Origin of the sequence: Rhodococcus sp. IEGM 1366 (assembly GCF_033142425.1) — a bacterium.
Lineage (GTDB): Bacteria > Actinomycetota > Actinomycetes > Mycobacteriales > Mycobacteriaceae > Rhodococcus_F > Rhodococcus_F globerula.
In genome coordinates, this window is the sequence record NZ_JAWLRZ010000009.1 from 20,350 (window position 1) to 42,786 (window position 22,437).

Annotated in this window: 22 protein-coding genes; 5 read left to right on the forward strand and 17 right to left on the reverse strand. The window is 63.0% G+C overall.

The window, feature by feature from the left end:
• Positions 1–94: 94 nt before the first annotated feature.
• From R4P64_RS26205 to R4P64_RS26245, 9 genes are all read right to left on the reverse strand, one after another.
• Entirely contained in the window at positions 95–646 is a 552-nt protein-coding gene (locus R4P64_RS26205) for an adenine phosphoribosyltransferase (RefSeq protein ID WP_045067526.1), read from the reverse strand.
• A 35-nt stretch (positions 647–681) separates the two neighbouring features.
• Positions 682–2,415, reverse strand: coding sequence for an ABC transporter substrate-binding protein (locus R4P64_RS26210; RefSeq protein ID WP_095886165.1), 1,734 nt, complete (start codon positions 2,413–2,415; stop codon positions 682–684).
• A 2-nt stretch (positions 2,416–2,417) separates the two neighbouring features.
• Positions 2,418–3,638: a protein translocase subunit SecF gene (gene secF / locus R4P64_RS26215; RefSeq protein ID WP_045067523.1), complete on the reverse strand. Its 1,221-nt coding sequence runs from the start codon at positions 3,636–3,638 to the stop codon at positions 2,418–2,420.
• Positions 3,635–5,365 (reverse strand): protein translocase subunit SecD, encoded by a 1,731-nt coding sequence (gene secD, locus R4P64_RS26220; RefSeq protein WP_233365966.1) that lies wholly within the window; start codon positions 5,363–5,365, stop codon positions 3,635–3,637. Before secD ends, secF begins: the two co-directional genes overlap by 4 nt.
• A 128-nt stretch (positions 5,366–5,493) precedes the next feature.
• The gene (yajC, locus tag R4P64_RS26225; protein ID WP_045067521.1) at positions 5,494–5,841 is read right to left on the reverse strand and encodes a preprotein translocase subunit YajC; all 348 of its coding nucleotides are present in this window, start codon (positions 5,839–5,841) and stop codon (positions 5,494–5,496) included.
• 138 nt (positions 5,842–5,979) lie between these two features.
• On the reverse strand, positions 5,980–7,077 hold the full coding sequence (gene ruvB, locus R4P64_RS26230; RefSeq protein WP_033234671.1) for a Holliday junction branch migration DNA helicase RuvB: 1,098 nt from the start codon (positions 7,075–7,077) through the stop codon (positions 5,980–5,982).
• On the reverse strand, positions 7,074–7,670 hold the full coding sequence (gene ruvA, locus R4P64_RS26235) for a Holliday junction branch migration protein RuvA (protein ID WP_033234672.1): 597 nt from the start codon (positions 7,668–7,670) through the stop codon (positions 7,074–7,076). Before ruvA ends, ruvB begins: the two co-directional genes overlap by 4 nt.
• Positions 7,667–8,239, reverse strand: coding sequence for a crossover junction endodeoxyribonuclease RuvC (gene ruvC / locus R4P64_RS26240; protein WP_033234673.1), 573 nt, complete (start codon positions 8,237–8,239; stop codon positions 7,667–7,669). The genes ruvA and ruvC overlap by 4 nt, the downstream gene beginning before the upstream one ends.
• Before the next feature lie 146 nt (positions 8,240–8,385).
• The gene (locus R4P64_RS26245) at positions 8,386–9,141 is read right to left on the reverse strand and encodes a YebC/PmpR family DNA-binding transcriptional regulator (protein ID WP_045067518.1); all 756 of its coding nucleotides are present in this window, start codon (positions 9,139–9,141) and stop codon (positions 8,386–8,388) included.
• 146 nt (positions 9,142–9,287) lie between these two features.
• Between R4P64_RS26245 and R4P64_RS26250 the strand changes: the two genes are divergently transcribed.
• Positions 9,288–9,644 carry a GntR family transcriptional regulator gene (locus tag R4P64_RS26250; RefSeq protein ID WP_033234675.1) on the forward strand — a complete coding sequence of 119 codons (357 nt, stop codon included), beginning with the start codon at positions 9,288–9,290 and terminating at the stop codon, positions 9,642–9,644.
• Positions 9,641–10,576 carry a hypothetical protein gene (locus R4P64_RS26255; RefSeq protein ID WP_317823269.1) on the forward strand — a complete coding sequence of 312 codons (936 nt, stop codon included), beginning with the start codon at positions 9,641–9,643 and terminating at the stop codon, positions 10,574–10,576. The genes R4P64_RS26250 and R4P64_RS26255 overlap by 4 nt, the downstream gene beginning before the upstream one ends.
• Here the strand turns inward: R4P64_RS26255 and pdxT are convergent.
• Positions 10,573–11,178 carry a pyridoxal 5'-phosphate synthase glutaminase subunit PdxT gene (pdxT, locus tag R4P64_RS26260; RefSeq protein ID WP_033234677.1) on the reverse strand — a complete coding sequence of 202 codons (606 nt, stop codon included), beginning with the start codon at positions 11,176–11,178 and terminating at the stop codon, positions 10,573–10,575. The genes R4P64_RS26255 and pdxT overlap by 4 nt on opposite strands.
• The gene (locus R4P64_RS26265) at positions 11,175–12,047 is read right to left on the reverse strand and encodes an acyl-CoA thioesterase (RefSeq protein ID WP_033234959.1); all 873 of its coding nucleotides are present in this window, start codon (positions 12,045–12,047) and stop codon (positions 11,175–11,177) included. Before R4P64_RS26265 ends, pdxT begins: the two co-directional genes overlap by 4 nt.
• 89 nt (positions 12,048–12,136) lie before the next feature.
• Here R4P64_RS26265 and R4P64_RS26270 point away from each other — a divergent pair, with 89 nt between their 5' ends.
• Positions 12,137–12,748 (forward strand): hypothetical protein, encoded by a 612-nt coding sequence (locus R4P64_RS26270; protein ID WP_261984576.1) that lies wholly within the window; start codon positions 12,137–12,139, stop codon positions 12,746–12,748.
• On the opposite strand, the gene R4P64_RS26275 is transcribed toward R4P64_RS26270, so the two are convergent.
• The gene (locus R4P64_RS26275) at positions 12,742–13,563 is read right to left on the reverse strand and encodes an acyl-CoA thioesterase (protein WP_033234679.1); all 822 of its coding nucleotides are present in this window, start codon (positions 13,561–13,563) and stop codon (positions 12,742–12,744) included. The genes R4P64_RS26270 and R4P64_RS26275 overlap by 7 nt on opposite strands.
• 175 nt (positions 13,564–13,738) lie before the next feature.
• Here R4P64_RS26275 and R4P64_RS26280 point away from each other — a divergent pair, with 175 nt between their 5' ends.
• Both R4P64_RS26280 and R4P64_RS26285 read left to right on the forward strand, forming a co-directional pair.
• Entirely contained in the window at positions 13,739–15,037 is a 1,299-nt protein-coding gene (locus R4P64_RS26280; RefSeq protein WP_317823270.1) for a serine hydrolase domain-containing protein, read from the forward strand.
• Between the two features lie 57 nt (positions 15,038–15,094).
• Positions 15,095–15,523, forward strand: a complete 429-nt coding sequence (locus tag R4P64_RS26285) for a pyridoxamine 5'-phosphate oxidase family protein (RefSeq protein ID WP_095886160.1) — start codon at positions 15,095–15,097, stop codon at positions 15,521–15,523.
• Between the two features lie 28 nt (positions 15,524–15,551).
• On the opposite strand, the gene atzF is transcribed toward R4P64_RS26285, so the two are convergent.
• From atzF to R4P64_RS26310, 5 genes are read right to left on the reverse strand one after another with little or no spacing between them, the layout of a single operon-like run.
• A complete protein-coding gene (gene atzF, locus R4P64_RS26290; RefSeq protein WP_317823272.1) occupies positions 15,552–17,228 on the reverse strand; it encodes an allophanate hydrolase in 1,677 nt (558 codons plus the stop codon).
• On the reverse strand, positions 17,225–19,237 hold the full coding sequence (locus R4P64_RS26295; RefSeq protein WP_317823273.1) for a 5-oxoprolinase/urea amidolyase family protein: 2,013 nt from the start codon (positions 19,235–19,237) through the stop codon (positions 17,225–17,227). The genes atzF and R4P64_RS26295 overlap by 4 nt, the downstream gene beginning before the upstream one ends.
• Entirely contained in the window at positions 19,234–19,887 is a 654-nt protein-coding gene (locus tag R4P64_RS26300) for an urea amidolyase associated protein UAAP2 (RefSeq protein WP_033234682.1), read from the reverse strand. Before R4P64_RS26300 ends, R4P64_RS26295 begins: the two co-directional genes overlap by 4 nt.
• Positions 19,884–20,789, reverse strand: a complete 906-nt coding sequence (locus R4P64_RS26305; protein WP_317823274.1) for an urea amidolyase associated protein UAAP1 — start codon at positions 20,787–20,789, stop codon at positions 19,884–19,886. Before R4P64_RS26305 ends, R4P64_RS26300 begins: the two co-directional genes overlap by 4 nt.
• Positions 20,786–22,309: an amino acid permease gene (locus R4P64_RS26310; protein ID WP_317823275.1), complete on the reverse strand. Its 1,524-nt coding sequence runs from the start codon at positions 22,307–22,309 to the stop codon at positions 20,786–20,788. The genes R4P64_RS26305 and R4P64_RS26310 overlap by 4 nt, the downstream gene beginning before the upstream one ends.
• Positions 22,310–22,437 lie beyond the last annotated feature (128 nt).

A 22,437-nucleotide genomic window follows, 5' to 3' on the forward strand; every position in this document is an offset into this window, starting at 1 on the left:
CGCCACCTCCTACCACCGAGTTGGTTAGACAACCGCCCTGTAACGGGAAATTGCCCTGGAGGTCTACCAGACCCCCAGGAGCCAACTTTAGTACTCAGACCTTGACCAGGGACGTCAGCGGGTACTTTACGAACCGATCACGGCCCCTGAGTTCTTCGATCTCGAGCACCACGGCCACCGCGACGACGGTGGCGCCGGCCAGTTCCACCAACTGCACGGCTGCTTCCAATGTCCCTCCGGTTGCCAGAACGTCGTCGATGACCAGAACATTCCGTCCGGTGAGATCGAACCCGTTTGCCGGAATCTCGAGCGTCGACGACCCGTATTCGAGGCTGTACGAACGTGAGAGAACAGGTGGCGGCAGTTTGCCCACCTTGCGCACGGCAACCACACCGGCGCCCATTCGAGCGGCAGCACCGGCTCCGAGCAGGAAACCACGCGCGTCGACGGCCGCAATCGTGTCCACATCGGGCGCACATGCAATCAAACCGTCGAGAACAGCACTGAAACCTTCGGCGTCCGCGAACACCGGCGTCAGGTCTGCAAAACGCACACCCGGACCTGGGAAATTGTCGGCCCACCGTGTCAACCGGACTACGGCATCCGACGCGGCCAGATGCACTGCCTTCAATTCGTCTGACGTCATCCTTGTCCCACCCACACTGATTTCATTCGAAATCGTCATCTACGCAATACCCATCTGTCCATGTTCCAGCCGCTGGCCGATCGAGTCGGATTGGCCACCACGGCACTCATTCCTTGAGCGACGGCAACAGTTCGCACCTGATTGAACAGAGGAATAGTAGGCACCTGCGTCCAGAGGATGTTCTCCGCCTCCACCGACAGTCCCAATTGCGCAGCTATTGCAGGATCGGTGTCCAACTGGTCGATAATCTGATCGACCCGCGCATTTCCGTATTCACCGAAATTCGAGGAGTTACCCGACCGCAGTGCGCCGCGCGCGTCGATCATGTCCGCCATGCCCGCTGCACCCGCTTGACCGGCGGTGCCGGCCAGGACCGCGTCGACGCCACCCGTGCGCAGTGCGTCCGGTGTGAAATCCGGGGAGCTGACGTCCTCGATCGTGACTCCGGCAGGTTCGCACGCCGCCTTCACGTCGGCCACGATCTGGGACCGCACCGGATCCGGAGCCAGGTACCCGACACGCACGGTCAACGCATCCAATCCGGCCTCGGACAACGAGACCTTGGTGGCTGCGACGTCCGCTGCGCTGTATCGATTACCGTCGGTCGCCGCGGCATCGCTGTACACCAACGAATCGGGGACTACGAGACGCGAATCCACCGTTCCGGATCCGACGCCGACCGCCGGCGCGTCGGGCGTGCTTCCGTACTGATCGAACAGCGTCGACCGAGGCACACAATGCCCGAATGCCCGCCGGGCTGCTTCGTCGCCCAGAACCCCCGACGTCGACAAGATGAATTGCTCGATGGACCTCGACGGGATTTGCTCGCTGGTGAAACCGGAGAGCGCGCTGAGGTCCCCGGCCGAACCGGAACCGACGTCGATCACTTCGATCGATTGGTCGACAGCATCCTTGGTGAGGTCCACTCCACGGGGCCAGACCACGATGCGGTCAGTGGCCGGTGCATTGCCCCACCACCGCTCGTTGGCGACCAGCACCAGCCCACCGTCTTCGGTGTAGTCCTCGACTCGGTACGGGCCCGAGGACGGCAATACCGACGTATCCAACTGACCGGGCGTCATGTTCCACCCGGTGTTCCAGAAATCGGCGATCTTCGTCAGTGCCTCGGTGTCATCCGAATTCACGGCCGACACCAGGTCTGGCACGCCGGCGCGTTGCATCGCGATGTGCGACGGCATCAGTGCCGTCGCCCCGAACAGGGAACGCCACTCGGTGAACGCGCGGCCGGGTTTGAACACGACGGTCGCGTCTTTTGCACCGGGCTGGCACTGCACCCGGTCGATATCGGAGTACCCCAACGTGTTGGCTACATCGAACATCGGCACGTCCGCGCCGTCGACGGTTTTCGTGAATCGGCCACTCGACGCGGCCCATGTGAGAACCAGGTCGTCGCAGGTCAGCGGAACACCATCGGAGTACACGGACGAGGGATTGAGCGTGTACGACACGGTCAGAGCCTCACCAGGCAACTGCGCCGCGGTACCGATGTCTGTGTCCGATACCGGAGCGCCGACCGGCCCGGTGAAGGTGAAGCCAGGCAGCACCCGACTGAGCGCCGCCATCGTTCCTGAGACGGCCCCGGCCGTCGTGTTGCCGTTGTACGTGGTGATCGTGTTGTCGATTGCGTATCCGATGGACGGAGCCTGCTCGGTGTCGTCCTCCGAGCAGGCCGCCAACGAACCTGTGACCACCGCGGTGGCAGCAACAAACGACAGTGAGCGAACTACTGCTCGCCTCGCTTGGAGCATGATCAGTGAGCCTTCTTTTTCCGCTTTCCGGTCGGCCGAGCGCCAGGCGCGGGAGCAACTGCGGCACGTTGCGTTACCGATGCTCCGGCACCGACAGACTCTGCGGTCTTGGCACCGAGACCCTTTTCGGCAAGCGTAGCCCGGCGAGCGAGAACCTTGCGGGTGTGAACGGCCACAGGTCCCCATCGTTCCTTCATCGACACGAGGAGCGGGGTCGCGAAGAAGATCGACGAGTAGGCGCCAACGACGATGCCGACCAACTGGACGAGGGCCAGGTCCTTGAGCGTTCCGACGCCGAGCATCCACACCGCGACCACCATCAGGGCAATCACGGGCAACACACTGATGACCGTTGTGTTGATCGAGCGCATGAGCGTCTGGTTGACGGCGAGGTTCGCCTGTTCACCGTACGTGCGACGCGTCAGATGCAGGATGCCTCTCGTGTTCTCCTCCACCTTGTCGAACACGACGACGGTGTCGTACAGCGAGAAACCGAGAATGGTGAGCAGACCGATCACCGTCGCAGGTGTGACTTCGAATCCGACGAGCGCGTAGATACCCGCGGTCACGATGATGTCGAAGAACAGCGCGATGATCGCGGCTACCGCCATGTCTCTCTCGAAACGAATCGCGATATAGATACTCACGATGACCAGGAAGACGATCAGCGCGAGCAGAGCCTTCTTGGTGATCTGGCCACCCCACGTCTCGCTCACATCGGCAAAGCTGATGGCATCGCGGGACGGATTACCGTTTCTGTCCTCGGGCTGGAATTCGTCGAAGAGTGCATTCTGGAGCGTCACGATCTGCTGCGCATCGAGCGTTTCCGAGCGAATCTGCACGGTAGCACTCGAACCCGAACCCACCGTCTGCACGCTGACCGGTTCGAAACCGAGTGCTTCGGAGTACACAGTTTCGACCTGCGATGTCTCGACGCCGTCTCCGGCCGGGAACTGGATGCGCGATCCGCCCTCGAAATCGATACCGAACGTGAAACCGCGGATCAGCATTGCCAGCAGTGCGATCGCTACCAACGCGCCGGTCAGGCCGTAGTAGAACCGACGCTTGCCGACCACCTCGAATGCGCCGGTGCCGGTGTACAGACGCGACAGCAGACTATGTTTCGGCATCGAGGCCTGGTCGACCCCGGAATCTGCTGTTACGGAACGTGCTTCGCGGTCCGCCGAGGAATTTTCGGCAGAGTTGTTGTTGGACTCACTCATGCTCGTGTCTCCTTAGCCGACGCAGCGGCGGCAACCTTACGTTCGCGGGCTACCTCTTGGACTGCTCCCAATCCGTTGACGCTGGGCTTGGACCAGAACGCCGAACGGGAAGCCAGATGAACCAGAGGCCACGTCACGAGGAAGACAACTACGACGTCGAGGATGGTGGTCAGGCCGAGGGTGAACGCAAATCCGCGCACCTGGCCCACCGCCAGTAGGTACAGAACGGCGGCCGCGATGAAGCTCACGGCGTTGCCCGAGAGGATGGTGCGGCGGGCACGGGCCCAACCACGGGGTACTGCGGAACGGAAGCTCCGGCCCTCTCGCATCTCGTCCTTGATGCGTTCGAAGAATACGACAAACGAGTCGGCTGTCATACCGATACCGATGATCAGACCTGCCATGCCGGCGAGGTCGAGGGTAAACCCGATATACCGGCCGAGCAGCACCATGATGGCGTACACCATGATTCCCGAGAGGACGAGCGACAGCGCGGTCAGCACGCCAAGCATTCGGTAGTAGACGAGGCAGTACACGAGCACGAGAACAAGGCCGACTGCGCCCGCGATCAACGCTGCTTGCAGAGACGCCAGTCCGAGCGTCGCCGATACTGTCTCGGCTTCCGAAGCCGCGAACGAGAGCGGCAGCGAACCGTACTTCAGTGTGTTCGCCAGTTCCTCCGCGCTTTCCGCGGTGAAGCTGCCGGTGATCGAGGTGGCGCTACCAGCGGGCGTTGCGCCTTGAATCGTGGGCGCGCTGACAACCTTCGAGTCGAGGACAAAGGCTGCCTGCTTGCCGATGTTTGCCGCGGTGAACTGTGCCCAGGTGTTGCTGCCCGTGGTCTTGAACGACAGGCTGATCTCGTGGCGAGACTGCTGGGAGTTGAATATCGACGACGCGTCGGAGATTTCCTGGCCGTCGATGATCGAGGGGCCGAGGAGGTAGATGTACGCACCGTCCTGGGAGCATGCGACGAGCGGAAGGGTCGGGTCGTCGTTGCCACGCAGCGGATCGGCTACCGAACAGTCGAGATTCGCGACGGCCTGCTCTTGAACCGTGGGATCGGTGCTCTGACGCAGCGCGCGCGCAGCAGCGATCTCGGCTGCGGCGGCGTCACTGGCGTCGGCGGAGTCACTCGGAGCGGCCGGTGCCGCCGGCTCTGTTGTTGGCGCTGCTTCCGATGTGGGAGCGGGTTCGCTGGTTGCCGGTTCTTGTGCTGGGAACGGGCGGTTCTGCGGAGCCTGTGTGGCCGGTGCCTCCGTTGCGGGCGCCTCTGCTGCCGGTGTTTCTGCCGCCGGCGTTTCGGTGCCGGGAGCGACCGTCGTGCGGTTGGCGTCGCGAGTGGCGACATCGATCGATCCGGTCACCGGACGGATGTACAGGCGAGCCGTCTGACCCAACGACCGCGCCTGTGCACTGTCGTCGCCTGGCACCGTGATGACGAGGTTGTCACCGTCGATGAGTACCTCGGATCCGGACACGCCGAGCCCGTTGACGCGGGTCTCGATGATTTCCTTAGCCTGCTTCAGACTGTCCTGACTGGGCGCGCTGCCGTCCGGCGTGCGCGCAGTCAGCGTGACACGCGTTCCACCCTGCAAGTCGATACCGAGCTTCGGTGTGGCCGATTTATCGCCAGTAAAGAACACCAGTGCATACAGCGCCACGACCAGGACCCCGAACAGGGCTAGGTAGCGGGCTGGATGCACCGTTCCGGTGGAAGGTGCCACGATCTTTAAGTCTCCTCATTAGGTGCCGGACGTGAGCGGTCCACGACCGCTCGAGTTGCGCCGTTCGAACGTGCGGCGATGCGTTAACTACACAGTAACTCTAGAGCAGGGTCACGACGTGACTGCGTTCAGGAATCCTTGGTGAGTCGGATTTCGGTGTCAGTCGCCGATTCTTCGAACTCGGAAGACGCGTCTTCGTCGTCACTGTAATCCTCGACGACATCACTGACACGCTCGCGGATAACCAGACGCGACCAGGTGGTGACGACGCCGGGCGCAATCTCCAGTTCCACGGTGTCGTCGTCCAACGACGTGATGGTCGCGTACAGGCCGGCCGTGGTCTGCACACGGTCGCCCACCTGCAACGAATCCTGCATCTCGGAAGTCGCGGCCATGGCCTTCTTCTGCTTGCGCATGCCCAGGAACATCGGCACCAGCAGTGCGAGGATCAGGAGGGGGAAAAGCAAACTCGACATGTGTTGATCAACCTCGGTTTTGTAGCATGTTTTTCGCCACGCGGGCCCCGGATGGACCTACGCAAGACACCAGTGTGCCACTAGTTCCTTAGGAAACCCGACAGTTCGCCACTAACGGGAGGCTCCGACAACGCGAAATCACTCCGCGTCCGGGTCGAACAACGATGCTTGTGGCTCCCTGGCGCGAACCTCGATACCACCTGCAGCGGCGTCCGGTGGCGGCGTCATGCCGAGCTGTTTCCAGGCTGCAGCAGTGGCAACACGACCGCGCGGGGTCCTGGCGATCATGCCGGCGCGAACCAGGAACGGCTCGCACACCTCTTCGACAGTCGACGGTTCCTCACCGACCGCAACCGCCAAGGTGGACACTCCCACCGGGCCGCCGCCGAATGAACGCACGAGCGCACTCAACACAGATCTGTCGAGACGATCCAGTCCGAGTTGGTCGACGTCGTAAACGGCGAGAGCGGCGCGGGCGACCTCCATCGTCACGATCCCATCTGCCCTCACTTCGGCAAAATCTCGCACTCGCCGCAGCAACCGGTTGGCGATACGCGGAGTCCCTCGCGAGCGTCGAGCAATTTCGGCACTGGCATCAACTTCGAGATTCACGCCGAGGATGCCCGCCGATCGCATCAGAATCTGTTGCAGCTCATCGGGTTCGTAGAAATCCATGTGCGCGGTGAACCCGAACCGATCTCGCAGCGGACCGGTAAGGGCGCCGGATCGGGTGGTCGCCCCAACGAGAGTGAACGGCGCGACTTCCAGCGGAATCGAAGTAGCACCTGGACCCTTGCCGACCACGACGTCGACTCGGAAGTCCTCCATCGCGAGGTACAGCATTTCCTCGGCGGGACGGGCGATCCGATGAATCTCGTCGATGAAGAGAACGTCACCCTCCACCAGATTGCTCAACATCGCCGCAAGATCACCGGCCCGCTCGAGAGCCGGACCTGACGTCAACCGCAGTGAAGAACCCAGCTCACCCGCGATGATCATCGCCATCGACGTCTTGCCGAGTCCGGGCGGTCCGGACATCAGAATGTGGTCGGGTGTTCCGCCGCGCATCTTTGCCCCGGTGAGTACCAGTTGCAATTGCTCGCGCACGCGCGGTTGACCGATGAAATCGTCCAGGCTCTTGGGCCGGAGACTTGCCTCGACCTCGCCGTCCCCCGCCACCAATTCGGCGCTGACCTGGGATTCGTCGTCGAAGTCGTCGATCGGGTCGAAATTCATCGAGTTTTACCGAGCAGGGAGAGAGCGGATCGAAGTGCGACGGACGTAGTTGCGGCGGGTGTTTCCGCGAGCACGGAATCCGTGGCTTGTTCGGCTTGCTTGAGCGGGAACCCGAGCCCTTCCAAGGCCTCGACAATCTGATCACGGATCGCATTTGCTGCGACTGCCCCCGACACCCCGGCGGTCGTCGGTACTGCGTCGACCTTGTCTCGCAGTTCCACAACCATGCGTTCGGCACCACGTTTTCCGATGCCAGGCACTCTCGTCAACGCGGTGAGATTGCCCTCCGAGAGCGCTCGCCGCAGCGCATCCGGCTCGAGTACCGCAAGCGTGGCCATCGCCAGGCGAGGGCCGACGCCCGACACCGTCTGGAGAAGGCTGAACAGATCCTTGGACTCGAGATCGGAGAAACCGTAGAGCGTCATCGAATCCTCACGCACGATCATCGTCGTGAAAAGCCTCGCCTCACTCCCCCGGTGCAACGCACCCAGCGTCACCGGCGTTGCGTTGACGCGGTAACCGACACCCGCAGCCTCGATAACCGCATGATCGAGAGCTATGTCGAGTACCTCGCCGCGAACCGACGCGATCATCGTGAACCTGCCTTCTTCGTGGTCTCGGCCAATTTTGCCTGATACTTACGCATCTGTTCCGCAGCCATTGCCTCGGCGCGCGCCATTCGTTCGATCATGGGTGCCCGCCAACAGTGGCAGATCGCCAGCGCGAGTGCGTCCGCCGCGTCGGCGGGTTTCGGAGCGGTTTTGAGATTGAGGATTCGAGTCACCATCGCGGTGACCTGCGCCTTGTCTGCAGTTCCGCTCCCGGTGACAGCCGCTTTCACCTCGCTGGGCGTGTGAAAGAACACGGGAATGCCACGGCGCGTGGCCGCAACCGCAACGACACCACCGGCTTGCGCCGTCCCCATTGCCGTACTGACGTTGTGTTGCGCGAATACCCGCTCGATGGCAACGACGTCAGGTTTGTACTGCTCGATCCACAGTTCCGCCGCATCCGAGATTCGGAGCAAGCGAGGTCCGAGGTCCATGTCAGCAGGCGTACGCACCACGTCGACGGCAATGGGACGCACAACTCTGCCGTTACTCCCATCGACCACACCCAACCCGCAACGGGTCAAGCCAGGGTCCACTCCGAGCACGCGCACTTTTGTCACACCTCTCCACACCGAACAGCTGTTCGATAGCTTAGCGGTGTACGGGCGAACTGCCGACATCAACACGCAACCCGGCCGCGACGATTACCGTCACGGCCGGGTTGAGCATGGCTGCGTCGAACTAGTTCAGCGTCGACCTAGTCGGCGTCGAGTGCTGCAAGCACCTCGTCGGACAGATCGATATTCGTGTAGACGTTCTGCACGTCGTCGGAATCCTCGAGCGCGTCGACGAGCTTGAAGATCTTGCGGGCGCCGTCGACGTCCAGCGGAACCTCTACGGATGCACGGAAATCGGCTTCGGCGGAGTCGTAGTCGATCTCGGCTTCCTGCAGAGCGCTGCGAACCGCGACAAGATCCTGTGGCTCACAGACGATTTCGAAGGTCTCGCCGAGATCGGTGACCTCTTCTGCGCCGGCATCGAGTACTGCCATCAACACGTCGTCCTCGGACTGCCCGTTCTTCTCGAGCGTCACGACGCCCTTGCGAGCGAACAGGTATGAGACCGAACCCGGATCGGCAAGGTTGCCGCCGTTGCGCGTCATCGCGGTACGAACTTCACCAGCTGCACGGTTGCGGTTGTCGGTCAGGCACTCGATCAGCACAGCAACACCGTTGGGCCCGTAGCCCTCGTACATGATGGTCTGCCAGTCCGCGCCGCCAGCTTCTTCACCTGCGCCGCGCTTGCGCGCACGCTCGATGTTGTCGTTGGGGACAGACGTCTTCTTAGCCTTCTGAATGGCATCGAACAACGTGGGGTTGCCCGTGGGATCGCCACCGCCGGTTCGTGCCGCCACCTCGATGTTCTTGATCAGCTTCGCGAAGGATTTGCCACGACGTGCGTCGATCACAGCCTTCTTGTGCTTGGTGGTGGCCCATTTTGAGTGGCCGCTCATGCGATTCAAGCCCCTTTCCTGCTGTGTTGCGCACGCCGAATGCGCTTCTTTCAGCTCTGACGATGTTACCCGTCCCACGTCACCACATGCTGCATCCCCCGCACACTAATTCGTCAAACACGAGATTGTTTGCATAGAATGCAAACATGTTGATTCGCATCGATCACGCCTCGGCGACGCCACTCGCCGATCAGATTGCGGCCGGAGTGCGCGGGGCCGTCATCCGCGGCGAGGTCGGCCCCGGTGATCGACTTCCGTCCGCTCGCGCACTCGCCGAGTCGGTTGACGTCAATCTGCACACCGTTCTGCGTGCGTACGCGGCGCTGCGCGACGAGGGCCTCATCGATCTACGACGCGGGCGCGGCGCCGTCATCCGCGCCGAGTTCGATTCCGGCGCAACAGCTCTCCACGAATCAGCACGAGAGTTTGTCCGCCAGGCCCGCAATCTGGGTCTCGACACAGCCCACATGCTCGACCTCATCAAGGAGACCAGCACACAATGACGACCAGCAAGCTCCGGCTCTGGACCGCAGCCTCGTTGACCTTCATCCCCACGGCGGTGTTGATCGTGGCACGCCTACTGTGGGGCGATCAGCTTCCGCACACTGTCGCCAGTCACTGGTCCGGATCGACGCCGGACGGATTCGCCACAACCACAACGTTCTTCGCCATCACACTGGTGGTGTCGTTGATCGCCTCCGTCGTTGCCGCGGTCACGGCGCTTCGTGCGGGCGACTCCGCTCCCCTGCTGTTGTCCGTCACAGCCACCGCAGCCGCGACGTCAGCGACGATCTGGATCCTCAGCGTTGCCTTGACCCTCGACGCCGGCGCCCCGGAGAACGCACGTATCGGGTGGTGGATAGCTCTTCCCATCGCTGCGGCAATGACGGGAATCGCCGCTTGGGCGCTCACCTCACGGGGCGGAGCCAATGTCGAACCGCTGCTCCCCACCCCGACGCTGGACACACCGCTCACTGCCACCGAACGCGCAGCGTGGATCGGCCGCGCACACAGCGTCTGGCCGTGGGTCCTCTCCGCCGGTCTGACAGCACTCACGGTCGGCACCGCCGCATATTCCGACTGGTGGGTAGCTGTCATCCTGCTCGCCGCCACCGTCATGACAGCAGCTTTCGCGTCCGTCACGGTCCGCGTGGATAATTCCGGACTGAGCATCAGCTCGTGGGGCATCCGGTGGAAGAAGATTGCCATCTCGAGAGTGAAGTCCGCGTCGGCCGACGCCATCCGGCCGCTTGAGTGGGGTGGATACGGCTATCGCATCACTCCACGCGGCACGGCGGTGACACTGCGCTCCGGCGAGGCAATCGTGCTCACGCTCGAGACCGGGCGCGTTTTCGCCGTCACCGTCGACCACCCGGAAGATGGTGTCCGACTCCTCAATTCACTCGTCCAACAGGCTGGCGCTCGCGAAATCTAGCCCCGAACCAGGTCGACGAAGAGCTCGTGCACACGACGGTCCCCCGTCACCTCCGGATGGAACGACGTCGCAATCACCGAACCTTGCCGAACAGCCACGATCCGGCCGGCAGCTTCGCCTGCTGCCGCCGGCACCTGGGCAAGAACCTCGACGCCCGGGCCTACCCGTTCCACCCACGGCGCGCGAATGAACACGGCCCGGACAGGATCTCCGACGATGCCCTCGAATTCGAGGTCCGATTCGAACGAATCGACCTGACGTCCGAAAGCGTTGCGGCGCACGGTCATATCAATAGCATTGAGGTGCTCGGCATCGGGCCGGGTGTCGAGCACCTCGCTGGCCAGCAAGATCATGCCGGCGCACGAACCGTAGGCAGGCAACCCACCGCGAAGCCGTTCGCGAAGCGGTTCGAGCAGTTCGAAAACCTGCAAAAGCCGGCTCATCGTTGTCGATTCACCGCCGGGAATCACGATGCCGTCAACCTTGTCGAGTTCCTCGGGACGGCGCACACCCACGGCGTCCGCCCCCGAATCCGCCAAGGCAGCAAGGTGCTCCCGCACATCACCCTGGAGTGCGAGTACGCCGATCAACGGACGAGTCATGCCTGTGTTCCTACCTTGTCTTCACTACCCGAGGGGTCTTCACTAACCGAGGGCTCGCGTTCTATCCGCGACAGGCCTTCTTGGACTACCGCTGCCACCATATTGCCGCTTCGATCGTAAATGCGCCCCTGCGTCAGCGCTCGCCCGAACCCGGCCGACGGCGACGTCTGGTCGTACATCAACCATTCGTCGGCCCGGAACGGACGCAGGAACCACATCGCATGATCGAGTGAGGCATTCTGCGTCTTGACGTCCTTGTGCGGCACATTCGAGGTGTTGAGCAGCGTCATGTCACTCAGATAGGCCAAGGTACAGATGTGCAGAAGTGGGCGATCCGGCAAGGTGTTGCGGTAACGGATCCAAACCCGCTGCTGCGCAGGCATATCCGGTGCCGAGTTCGCAACGTCTGCAGGCACGATTCGCAGATCCCAGTTCCGCCACTCCTCGTGAAGCGGTGTTCCGGCAAAATCGGGAATGGTCAACGGGTCCGGCAGTTCCTCCGGCATCGGGACATTCGGCATCCGGTCCTGATGCTCGATGCCCTGGTCTTCGACGTGGAACGACGCCGACATCGAGAAGATCGTCTTCCCGTCCTGGACGGCGTTCACCCGGCGTGTGCAGAACGAGCGCCCGTCACGGATCCGGTCCACGAGATACACCGTGGGAATCTTGGGATTACCCGGCCGCAGAAAATATCCGTGCAACGAATGCACGTGGAAGCGCTCGTCAACGGTGCTGACTGCGGATACCAGAGACTGGCCGGCTACCTGTCCACCGAAGGTGCGCTGCATGACAGTGGGGTGAACTGCCCCTCTGAAAATATCCTTTTCCAGCGTTTCGAGCTCGAGGATCTCCTCGATACCAATCATGTGTCCTCCGGCAGAGTAGAGGCCGACAGCGCCGGCGGGCAACGGGTTCACATTATCGGTTCGCCGCCCGCACACGGCACCATGGTGGTGTGAACGCCTTCATCCCCTCGACCCCGCAGGCCCTGGCCGAACAGGTTGTATCGCTGTGTGAATCACACCCGACAGTTGCGGTGGTGGCGCTGGACGGTGCTGATTGCGCTCGGCCGGTCGAACTAGCCGAGTTGATCGGTGTTGCCGCGCAGGCGCGGCAACGTCCGAGTGCTGTTGTCTCTCTTCACGACTACGTGCGGCCGGCGTCGTTGCGGCTCGAGTTCGGGCACGAAGATCCGCTGAGTTATCGAACGATGTGGTTCGACTACGACGCTCTGGACCGTGAAGTCGTGACGGCGGCGCGGGCGCGTCGGACGTGGCTTCCCCAACTGTGGGACGAGACAGCAGACCGGTCGGCACGCTCATCCCGCCGAACCGTTCACGAGCGAACGGTGATCATTGTCGCCGGACCGATGCTGCTTGGCCGCGGTCTCGACTTCGACGTCACCGTCCGATTGAACATGTCCGAGGCGGCGATCCGGCGGCACACACCGCCTGCACAGCTGTGGACCGTCGACCCGCTACTCGAGCATCAGGGTGGTGTGACCGACCGGATCGATCTGGACGTGCGTTACGACCACCCCGCTCGACCTGCCGTTCGCGTCTACTGAGTACGAAGGTGACGCGTCAAACCTTCCTGAACCACCGCGGCGACCATGTTTCCGCGCCGGTCGAAAATCCGTCCCTGAGTCAGCGCGCGACCGAACCCGGCCGACGGCGAGGTCTGGTCGTACAACAACCACTCGTCCGCCCGAAACGGGCGCAGGAACCACATTGCGTGATCGAGCGATGCGGCCTGCATTGGTGTGTCCTTGTGCGGGATACGAGAGGATCCCAGCAAGGTCATGTCGCTCATGTACGCGAGGGCGCACACGTGGAAGACCGGGTCATCCGGTAGTGCCTCCCGCGAGCGGAACCACACTTGCTGCTGAGCCGCGGCGCCTGGACGCTTGCTGATATCAGCTTGTGGGACGAGCCGCAGGTCCCAGTCTGCCCATTCGCGAGCCAGCCACGCGGTCTCGCCGTCGTCGGAGTCGGTGGCCAGGCCCAGCGTCTCAGGGTCGGGCACAGGCGGCATCTCGTCCTGGTGCTCGATGCCCTCGTCTTGAACGTGGAACGACGCCGACATCGTGAAGATCGCCTGCCCGTCTTGGATTCCTGTCACCCGTCGTGTGGCAAAAGATCTGCCATCGCGCACGCGGTCGACCAGAAAGACAGTGGGCTCCTTCGGGTTTCCGGGTCGGAGAAAATATCCGTGCAGGGAATGAACCAAGAATTCCGGATCAACGGTACGCACGGCCGAGACAAGTGCCTGACCTGCCACTTGCCCACCGAATGTTCGGGGCAGCGTGGTCTCCGCAATTATCCCTCGGAAAATGTCGCGTTCGAGGCGTTCCAGTTCCAGAATTTCTTCGATCGTCGCCATCGCTACTCCCGTTCTCCGCATCCGCCGAATTCTCACCGACAGTCACACAATGCCTGATGGTGGACAAATTCAGCGAATTCAACCAGCGCAGACACGCGAAACACCTAAAACGGACACGGTCGTTCTTTACGATTCAAGTTACAGCTGAATTCGCGATCGCAGACCGGGAGAACCCATGCGCCGTCACAGCACAACAGCAGCCGTCGCTTTGACGATGAGCCTCGTCGCCCTGACCGGGTGCGGCACCTCGTCGGAGGTGACGGATTCCTCCGACGTGTCGCAGACTCAGGTCACGTCAACCAGCAATGGCGCAGCTCCGGCATATGCGGCAACCTTGCAGCCGACCATCGAGAAACTGATGAAAGACAACGTCATTCCCGGCGCAGTGGTGCTGATCTCGTCGCCGACACAAGGCGACTGGACCGCGACATTCGGCACACAGGTCATCGGCGAGGACAAACCGATGTCACTGAACGACTATTTCCGCGTCGGAAGCAATACCAAGACCATGACGTCGACGGTCATTCTCCAGTTGGTGCAGGAAGGAAAACTCAGCCTGGACGATCCCATCGGCAAGTACATCGACGGGGTGCCCAACGGCGACACGATCACCATTGCGCAGCTATCCGACATGCACAGCGGGCTGTACAGCTATTCCTTCGACCCACAATTCAACGCGACGCTCGACAACGACCCGCAGAAGGCGTGGACACCGGAGGAATTGCTGGCCATCGCGTTCTCCCACCCCGTCGATTTTGCTCCGGGCGAGAAGTTCGAGTACAGCAATACCAACATCGTGCTGCTCGGCCTGCTCATCGAAAAACTCACCGATATGACTGCGGCACAAGCATTCCAGGAGCGCATCTACGAACCCCTCGGGCTGACACACACGTCGTTACCGGCCGCAACCGATTCCTCGATCCCCGACCCCCATCCGCAGGGCTATTCCTTCGGCACCAATGTCTCTACGATCGACACCTTCGCACTACCCGAACCAGAACTGAGCGCAGCGCTGGCCGGCACCTTGAAGCCGAACAACGAGACCGATGCCAACCCGTCCTGGACGTGGACGGCGGGCGGCGCAATTTCGACGGTCGGAGATCTGGCTACCTACGTCAAAGCCCTTGTCGGCGGCGGGTTGCTGAATGACGACATGCAGAAGATTCGCCTCGACAGCATTCAACCGACTGATCCGAGCAATCCCTCGGCCGCCGGCTACGGTTTGGGCATCGCACGCTTCGGACCTGCCCTGATCGGCCACGACGGCCAGATTCCCGGATTCATGTCATTCATGGCCCACGACCCGAACACCGACCTCACCATTGTGATCGCCACCAACCTGGCGACGGTACCGAGCGGTGAGGGATCGGCGCTGGTTCTGGCCAAGGGCATCATTCCCACCTTCTACGGCGGGGGCGGCGTACCCGGCGGTGACCCCGCGGCGGTACCCGCGGCGCCAACACCGACCCGCTGACTAGTGATCTTCGTCCAACTCGCCCGATTAGTCCCCTCTCGCGTGAGAAAATAAGACATGACCGCCAACGATCTCTCCTCGAACTCACCAGTCGCCGTACTCGCAGCCGAAGAAAGCTGGAAGCTGCTGAGCCAAGCCACATTGGGCCGGATTGTGGTCGGAGCTTCCGGACACGTGGACATTTTCCCGGTCAATTACGTGGTCGATGACAACCACATCTACTTCCGCACCGCGGAGGGAGCCAAACTCGTCGAACTGACCATCAACGATCGCGTTCTGTTCGAAGCCGATCACGTTGGCCCAGAACAGGGATGGAGCGTCGTAGTACGCGGAACCGCGCGTGTCATCACGTCGTTCACCGAAACCGCCAAGATCGACGAATTGGGGTTGCGGTCCTGGATTCCGACGCCCAAGTACAACGTTGTCGAGATCACCGCATCCGAAATTACCGGCCGCGCCGTGAAATTCGATCACAACCAGAACTGAGCGCAATCGAAACGCACCACTAGCCAGGTCAGCCCACCGCCCCGGCCGACAGCGCAGCCTGCCAGCCTCCGTACTCGCTGATGTCTTTGCCCGTGGACGCTGCCTCCTGGTCACAGCCGAACCCGGTTCCCCAACTGCCGTCGTCGAATTCGACCGATCCGAGCATCATCGGCGTCGGCAGTGCCGCGAGAAATGTGCCGAGCGCGGCGGGAGTGAGTTGCCAGCGCTCCCCCACAATCGACACGCCGCCCTCTGTCACCCGGATCAATCCTGGTTTAGGTGGCGCGGTGTCCAGCGCACTGAGTCGGTAGCGCGGAGCGGTGGCTACCGGCCCACACCAGCGGGCACCGAGTCCGGTTAGTTGATGCTCGAGCGGCTGACCGCGCAGGTGAGCGCCGAATACTGCCAGCTCGACCGTGTCCGCGGGCGCTGAAGTCCATCCGGTTGCCTGGTCGCCATTCACCATCGCCGCGATGTCAGCAGCGACGCCGTCCTCGAACGCACGCGCCAGCACCGTCACCCCGAACTGCGCATTGCCTGCCCTACCGGCAGGAACCGCGACAGCTGCCAGGTCGAAGAGATTGCAGAAGTTGGTGTACGTGCCCATACGGGAGTTCACGCCGATCGGATCGCCCGCAACCTCGGCGATCGTCGGATGTTCCGGGGCCGTCGGCACCATGAGGGCATCGAGTCCGTCGAGCTCCTTCATCGCCCGGTTCCGCAACTGCGCCAACAATTCCCGGTCCGCGAGTAGTCGATGTGCCGGTATGACTCCGGCCGGCGCAATGATCGAACGTACCGTCGGGTCCACCGCATCGGCGTGCGCGTCGACGAATTCGCCTACCGCCGCATATCTTTCAGCGACAAGCGCACCGTCGTACAGCAGCTTCGCTGCGTCGAGGAAAAGCGTCAGGTCGATCTCGACTACCTCGGCACCCGCAGCCCGCAGCTGTTCGACAGCTGCTCCGAACGCTGCCGCCCACTGCTCGTCGAGTCCGGGCAACACAGCTGGAACTGCGACGCGTGGCCGCGGCGGCGCGGCCAACCGGACGTCGCTCGGCCACTGGCGGCCCGGTGCGCCTGATGCCATCACGGCCATCGCAGACTCGGCGCCGGCCAGATCCGCGGCGAAAATGGTCACGCAATCGTAGGAACTGCACGCCGGGACCACTCCCTCGGTCGAGACGACCCCGACGGTCGGCTTGATGCCGACAATGCCCTGCAGACCTGCTGGAACACGGCCGGACCCTGCGGTGTCGGTACCGATCGCGATGTCGACCAGCCCGAGCGCAACAGCTACCGCGGATCCAGAACTCGAGCCACCCGAGATGTACTCCGGCCGACGCGAGTCGCGTACAGCGCCGTGGGGGCTGCGTGTGCCGACCAGTCCGGTGGCGAACTGGTCGAGGTTCGTCTTACCCAGCACTACTGCGCCCGCCGCCCGCAGAGCCGAAACGGCGGCCGCGTCGACCGCGGGTGTGTAGGCGAACTCGGGACATCCGGCGGTGGTGGGTAAGCCTGCCACGTCGACGTTGTCTTTGACTGCGAGCACCAGACCTCGTAGCGGCAGGTCAGCGGTGGAGGCATCGACGCGCGCGGCCTCGGCCATCGCGTCGACCTCGGGGCGCAGATGTATCCAGATCTCCGGCCGGTCGACGCTGTCGATCGACCGATATGCCGCCGATACCCGCTCGGTCGCGCTCACGCGGCTACCTCCTTGACTGTTGTTGTGGTGCGGGCAAACTCACCCGCAGCTGACCAGGCGTCCCGCTCGGCGCCGAACGCGACTGCCTGGGTTGCACGGAATGCCGCAATGGAGTCCGCATTGTCGATCAGGAACTGCTCGTGTTCGGCGAGGGAGAAACTGCCGTCGGTGATCTGCACGCCGCCGGGCCCACCTGCCGCCGTCTCGGCGCGCAGTTCGAGCAACTCGTCCGGCTCGACGGGATACCAGGAGATCCGGTCGAAGAACCGTAGCAACCAGGGCGTACCGTCCTCGAACGGTCCGGACTTCTCGGGATAACGGTGATTCCACACCTGGGTGGTGCGTCCCACGAACTGGTAGCCGCCTGGCCCCTCCATGCCGTAAATGCACAGGTACGCTCCGCCGATACCGACCGCGTTCTCCGGCGTCCAGGTACGTGCCGGGTTGTACTTGGTGGTGACCAACCTGTGTCGCGGGTCGAGCGGAGTGGCAACCGGCGCACCGAGATAGACGTCGCCGAGTCCAAGGACGAGGTACTCGGCGTCGAAGACCGTGTCGAAGACGTCAGCGACCGAATCCAGCCCGTTCATGCGCCGAATGAACTCGATGTTCCACGGGCACCACGGCGCATCGGCACGAACACCGTGCATGTACCGCTTGATCGCCTCGCGGGTGGACGGGTCGTCCCAGGACAAGGGCATCCGCACCGATCGGCTGGGAACCACGAGTTCGGACGAATCCGGGATCTGTTCCTCAGCTTCGGCGAGCAAACCCATCAGCTTCGACACCGGAAGCACATCAGGGTCGACGCGCACCTGCAGCGACCGGATGCCGGGGGTGAGATCGAGTAGCCCAGCCGGCTTCTCTGCCTCGAGACGCTGATGCAGCGCGTGCGCCCGCGCCCGGAGCGCGAGGTCGAGCGTCATGTCCCCGTATTCGACAAGAACGTTGTCATCGCCAGAGCGGCGATACGTCACCGCAGTCTTGCCGTCGCGGCGGGCGATCACTCCGTCGTCCCCGTCGCCGCCGTCGCTGAACACTGCCGGCAGGCTCGCGCGCCGACTCAGGCCCAGTTGACCTTTCGATGCGGCACGATCGGCGCGGATCGGCACAAATCGAACCGTATCGCCGGGGCTCAGTTGGCCGAGCTTCCACCGTTCCGCGGATACGACGGTGACCGGGCAGACAAATCCACCCAGACTCGGACCGTCCGGCCCGAGCAGGATGGGGGTGTCACCGGTGAAGTCCAGTGCGCCAACCGAATAGGCGTTGTCGTGAATGTTGGAGGGGTGCAGTCCGGCCTCGCCGCCGTCGTTGCGCGCCCAATCAGGCTGCGGACCGATCAACCGGACGCCCGTTCGATCGGAGTTGAAGTGCACCTCGTAGTCGGTGGCGTACAGCGTGTCGATATCGTTGCGGGTGAAGAACTCCGGTGCGCCGTGTGGACCCTCGGTAACGGCGATCTCCCAGCGGCCACCGATCACCGGTACGTGTTCCATCGGAACTGGTTGGGCGGCATCGGGGTTGCATGGCCCCGCTCCGCAGCTCAACACGTCACCCTCGCGTAGCGTCCGCCCCTCGTGACCGCCGAACTTGCCGAGCGTGAACGTCGCTCCGCTGCCCAGGTAGTCGGGCACGTCGATCCCGCCGCGGACCAGCACGTAGATCCGTAGTCCCGGACCTGTTGTCGCCCCGACGTCGAGGACACCGCCGGCGGGAACCTGCACCGGCGCCCAGGCCCGGACCTGCAGTCCGTTCACTCGGACAATGGCAGGTGCGCCCGTGACACACACGACGGTGGCCTCGGCGAATCGCAGTGCTGGTCCGGCCATCGTGCATTCGAGCCCGGCGGCTCCCGGTTCGTTCCCGAGTGCTTCGTTGCCGAGCCTGAAGGACAGGTCGTCCATCGGGCCTGACGGGGGCACGCCGATCTGCCAGTAGCCGACGCGACCTGGCCAGTCCTGGACGGTGCTCAACATACCGGGGCGCTGAACGGCGATCTCGGTCATCGCTCTTCCTCCGGACGGGTCACGATCATCCGTACCTCTGTGGGGTCGAAACCGTTGCAGGGGTTGTTGATCTGCGGGCAGTTCGATACGAGTACAAGCGTGTCGATCTCAGCGCGCAGGGCGAGGCGCTTACCCGGCGCGGAGAGCCCGTCGACAATGCCGAGTGTGCCGTCCGCGTCGACCGGAACATTCATGAAGAAATTGATGTTGGAGACCAAGTCTCGTTTACCAAGGCCCCACTTGGCTCCCTCGATCAGGAAGTTCTCGACACACGCGTGCTGATGCTTGGTGTGGTGGCCGTAGCGCAGGGTGTTCGACTCCTGCGAGCACGCGCCACCGACGGTGTCATGGTTGCCGACCTCGTCACCGACAAGCGTCATCAGAGCTGTTCCGTCGTCGGCGCGAAGCACGGACCCCGTCGTGAGAAACAGATTGCGCTGAGCTGCAACGGTTGCGGCAGCTGAATACCGAACAGCATGATCATCGGCAGCATAGAAGAGGGAGTCGACGGCTTGATTGCCGTGCAGGTCGACGATGGTCAGGACGTCGCCGGCCCGAACGATCGCGGACCAGGGTCCACGGGCGCCGACAGTGTCATCAAGGATCACGGCTCCGGGGACAAGAGCGGGAGTGTCTACGGCGGTGGTCATTTGGCGTCCCTTCCGAGCTGTGCATCATTGACTGGCTGTGCTTCATTGACGGGCTGTGCTTCATTGACGGGCTTGGCGGCGTTCCAGGCGTCCTCGGTGTTGAGGACTGCGCGGCGGTACTCGGGATCGTTGTTCGGCAGAGCCTCCAGATCCTCGGGTGCCGTCCATGCCACTACCTCGAGGGAGGTGGTGCCGAACGTGGTGGCCGGGTCAAGCGGGTGTGCGGTATTGGCGATCAGCACGATCACCGGGAGATGGATCAGCAGCTCCAGCTCTGTTCCGGCGCCGGCATTTCCGGTGCTGATGAGTCCGCCGTCGGACTCGACGCGCACTCCGTGGAACAGCGTCAGCACCGGCGGCAGGTCACGCGCGGTCAGACCATGTTTGGCGGCAGCCAGTGTCAGCAGTTCCCGGCCCGCGGGCGCACCCGAATGGACGGATCCTTCGCCGTACTTGGCTGTGTTCGTAGCCAGTGAAGTGGTTCCGCAGAACGCGTCGTGGTGACCGGAGGTATCGGCCACAACGGTGGCCAGCACCCGTCCCTGGTCGGAGAGCAGCGGATGCCCCACCCTCAGGTACGCCTGCCACGGAACCTTGACGGTATCGGCGATGTTGAGCCGCTCGTGCGGAGCGTCAGCCCGGTAGAGCAGCAGGTTCGCGCAGGCACTGCCGGCGATGTCACGCAATCGGAGCCGCGTGCCGCGGGCCAGCACCTTCGAGGTGTAGCGGCCGCCGGGCACGGTCTCCGCCCAGGTGAGCCGGTCAGCGTCGATACCGGCCGGCGGCGTGGGCCAACTGGAGGCGGGAAGGACGGGCATCGCGTCGGTGATCGCACCGGCCTGTGAGCGGGCGTGCTCGCGGGCGGCTGTTGTGGTGCCGGTGGCAGTGTCGGTGGTGGTCACTTCGTAGCTCCAATCGTGACGGGGTTCGGAACGGTTTTGCCGCGCGGGTAGCAGAGAGCACCAACCAGGACGACGGCAATCACGGTGATCGGGGCGGCCCATTGCAGGATCGGCATGTCACCGGACGGGTTGAAGATTTCGGCGCGCGGCCAGGACAGGTTGATCACCATTGCAGCTCCGTACAGCACCGCCGCGATGTTGACCGGGACGCCGAAGACGCCCAGTGAGAACAGCTTTCGACCTTCGGAGTCGTACTGGACATCTCCGTGCGGCCAGCCTTGCAACCGTCGACGCACCAGCGGAACGGTGACCATCAGGTAGGCGAGGTAGATCAGCACGATGCACACACTCGACAGTGTCGTGAAGATTGCCGAGTTCCCGACGTTGACCGCGAGCACCAGGATGCAAGCGATACCGATCAGGACGGACGGCGCGATGGGAGTTCCGGTGCGGGCGTTGACCTTCGAGAGGGTCTTCGATGCGGGCAGGCGGCCGTCGCGGGCCATGGAGAACATCAACCGGGACGCAGCGGTCTGAATCGCGAGGGTACAGACGAATACCGCGATAGCGACGTCGATCAGCAGCAGGGTGCCCCACGGGGAGCTCAGGATTGCGCCGAGCACGTACGGCAGGCCTTCGGTTGCGAGCCGACCGTCGGTGAGGCTCGGCGCTGCCATCAGCGCGCCGACGATCATCAGGCCACCACCAAGAGCAGACACCGACAGTGCCAACCGAATGGTGCGCGGTGCGACGCGACGCGGATTTCGGGTCTCCTCGGCGAGCTCGCCTGCCGAGCCGAAGCCGACCATGACGTACGCGGCCATCAATCCCGAGACGATCCAGGCCCAGATGTAGCCGGGCTCGCTGCCTGCGGCGCCGGTGTCGAATACCACCTGCGGGCCACGCTGGGCGTGGGTGAAGAACATGCCGATCACCGCGATAACACCGATGATCTCGCAGGTCACGCCGATGTTGTTGATACGCGACATCCAGTTCACACCAACACAGTTGATCGTGGTCGTGAGCACCAACAGCACCGAACCGAGCAGTACGGCGTTGGTCGCGCCACTCGAGGACGTCAGCGAGCTGTCCTCGCCGACGATCTGGAATCCGCTCCACACGTTTGGCAACACCACCTGCAGGGCGATCGCCGCCGCAGCGGCGGTAACGATCTGCGCGATGATCATGAACCATCCGGCAAACCACCCGATGATCTCGCCGCCCATCCGCCGGGACCACTGGTAGATGGCGCCTGAGATCGGATACCGCGCAGCAAGTTCGGCGAAGCTCAGCGCCACCATGAACTGGCCCAGGAACACACAGGGCCACGTCCAGAAGAATGCCGGTCCGGCAAAGCTGAAGCCGAGTCCGAACAACTGGAAGATCGTGGTCAGGATGGAGACGAACGAGAAGCCCGCCGCGAACGACGCGAACTTGCCGAGCGAGCGGTGCAGTTGCTGCTCGTAGCCGAACTCGGCGAGGTCGTTGTCGTCGCTGGGCTTAGGTGCCGCGATCGTCATTGATTCTCCTGGGGGCCTGGGGGCTGTATTCCTGTCAGTTGACAGTTTTCTGCGCTCCCGTTCCCTACTGGTGTCTCTCATGTTTCGCTGTGTAGCGATTGCGTTGCGAGTCGATGACATCGGTTACC

What these genes read in the sequence shown, in the direction of transcription:
- R4P64_RS26310 (WP_317823275.1), bottom strand. Translation starts at nt 22,309, where the DNA reads ATGACGATCGCGGCACCTAAGCCCAGCGACGACAACGACCTCGCCGAG.
- pdxT (WP_033234677.1), bottom strand. Translation starts at nt 11,178, where the DNA reads ATGACTCGTCCGTTGATCGGCGTACTCGCACTCCAGGGTGATGTGCGG.
- secF (WP_045067523.1), bottom strand. Translation starts at nt 3,638, where the DNA reads ATGAGTGAGTCCAACAACAACTCTGCCGAAAATTCCTCGGCGGACCGC.
- R4P64_RS26250 (WP_033234675.1), top strand. Translation starts at nt 9,288, where the DNA reads ATGTTGATTCGCATCGATCACGCCTCGGCGACGCCACTCGCCGATCAG.
- R4P64_RS26265 (WP_033234959.1), bottom strand. Translation starts at nt 12,047, where the DNA reads ATGATTGGTATCGAGGAGATCCTCGAGCTCGAAACGCTGGAAAAGGAT.
- R4P64_RS26295 (WP_317823273.1), bottom strand. Translation starts at nt 19,237, where the DNA reads ATGACCGAGATCGCCGTTCAGCGCCCCGGTATGTTGAGCACCGTCCAG.
- R4P64_RS26255 (WP_317823269.1), top strand. Translation starts at nt 9,641, where the DNA reads ATGACGACCAGCAAGCTCCGGCTCTGGACCGCAGCCTCGTTGACCTTC.
- R4P64_RS26285 (WP_095886160.1), top strand. Translation starts at nt 15,095, where the DNA reads ATGACCGCCAACGATCTCTCCTCGAACTCACCAGTCGCCGTACTCGCA.
- ruvA (WP_033234672.1), bottom strand. Translation starts at nt 7,670, where the DNA reads ATGATCGCGTCGGTTCGCGGCGAGGTACTCGACATAGCTCTCGATCAT.
- R4P64_RS26245 (WP_045067518.1), bottom strand. Translation starts at nt 9,141, where the DNA reads ATGAGCGGCCACTCAAAATGGGCCACCACCAAGCACAAGAAGGCTGTG.
- R4P64_RS26280 (WP_317823270.1), top strand. Translation starts at nt 13,739, where the DNA reads ATGCGCCGTCACAGCACAACAGCAGCCGTCGCTTTGACGATGAGCCTC.
- ruvB (WP_033234671.1), bottom strand. Translation starts at nt 7,077, where the DNA reads ATGAATTTCGACCCGATCGACGACTTCGACGACGAATCCCAGGTCAGC.
- R4P64_RS26205 (WP_045067526.1), bottom strand. Translation starts at nt 646, where the DNA reads ATGACGTCAGACGAATTGAAGGCAGTGCATCTGGCCGCGTCGGATGCC.
- R4P64_RS26210 (WP_095886165.1), bottom strand. Translation starts at nt 2,415, where the DNA reads ATGCTCCAAGCGAGGCGAGCAGTAGTTCGCTCACTGTCGTTTGTTGCT.
- R4P64_RS26300 (WP_033234682.1), bottom strand. Translation starts at nt 19,887, where the DNA reads ATGACCACCGCCGTAGACACTCCCGCTCTTGTCCCCGGAGCCGTGATC.
- yajC (WP_045067521.1), bottom strand. Translation starts at nt 5,841, where the DNA reads ATGTCGAGTTTGCTTTTCCCCCTCCTGATCCTCGCACTGCTGGTGCCG.
- R4P64_RS26275 (WP_033234679.1), bottom strand. Translation starts at nt 13,563, where the DNA reads ATGGCGACGATCGAAGAAATTCTGGAACTGGAACGCCTCGAACGCGAC.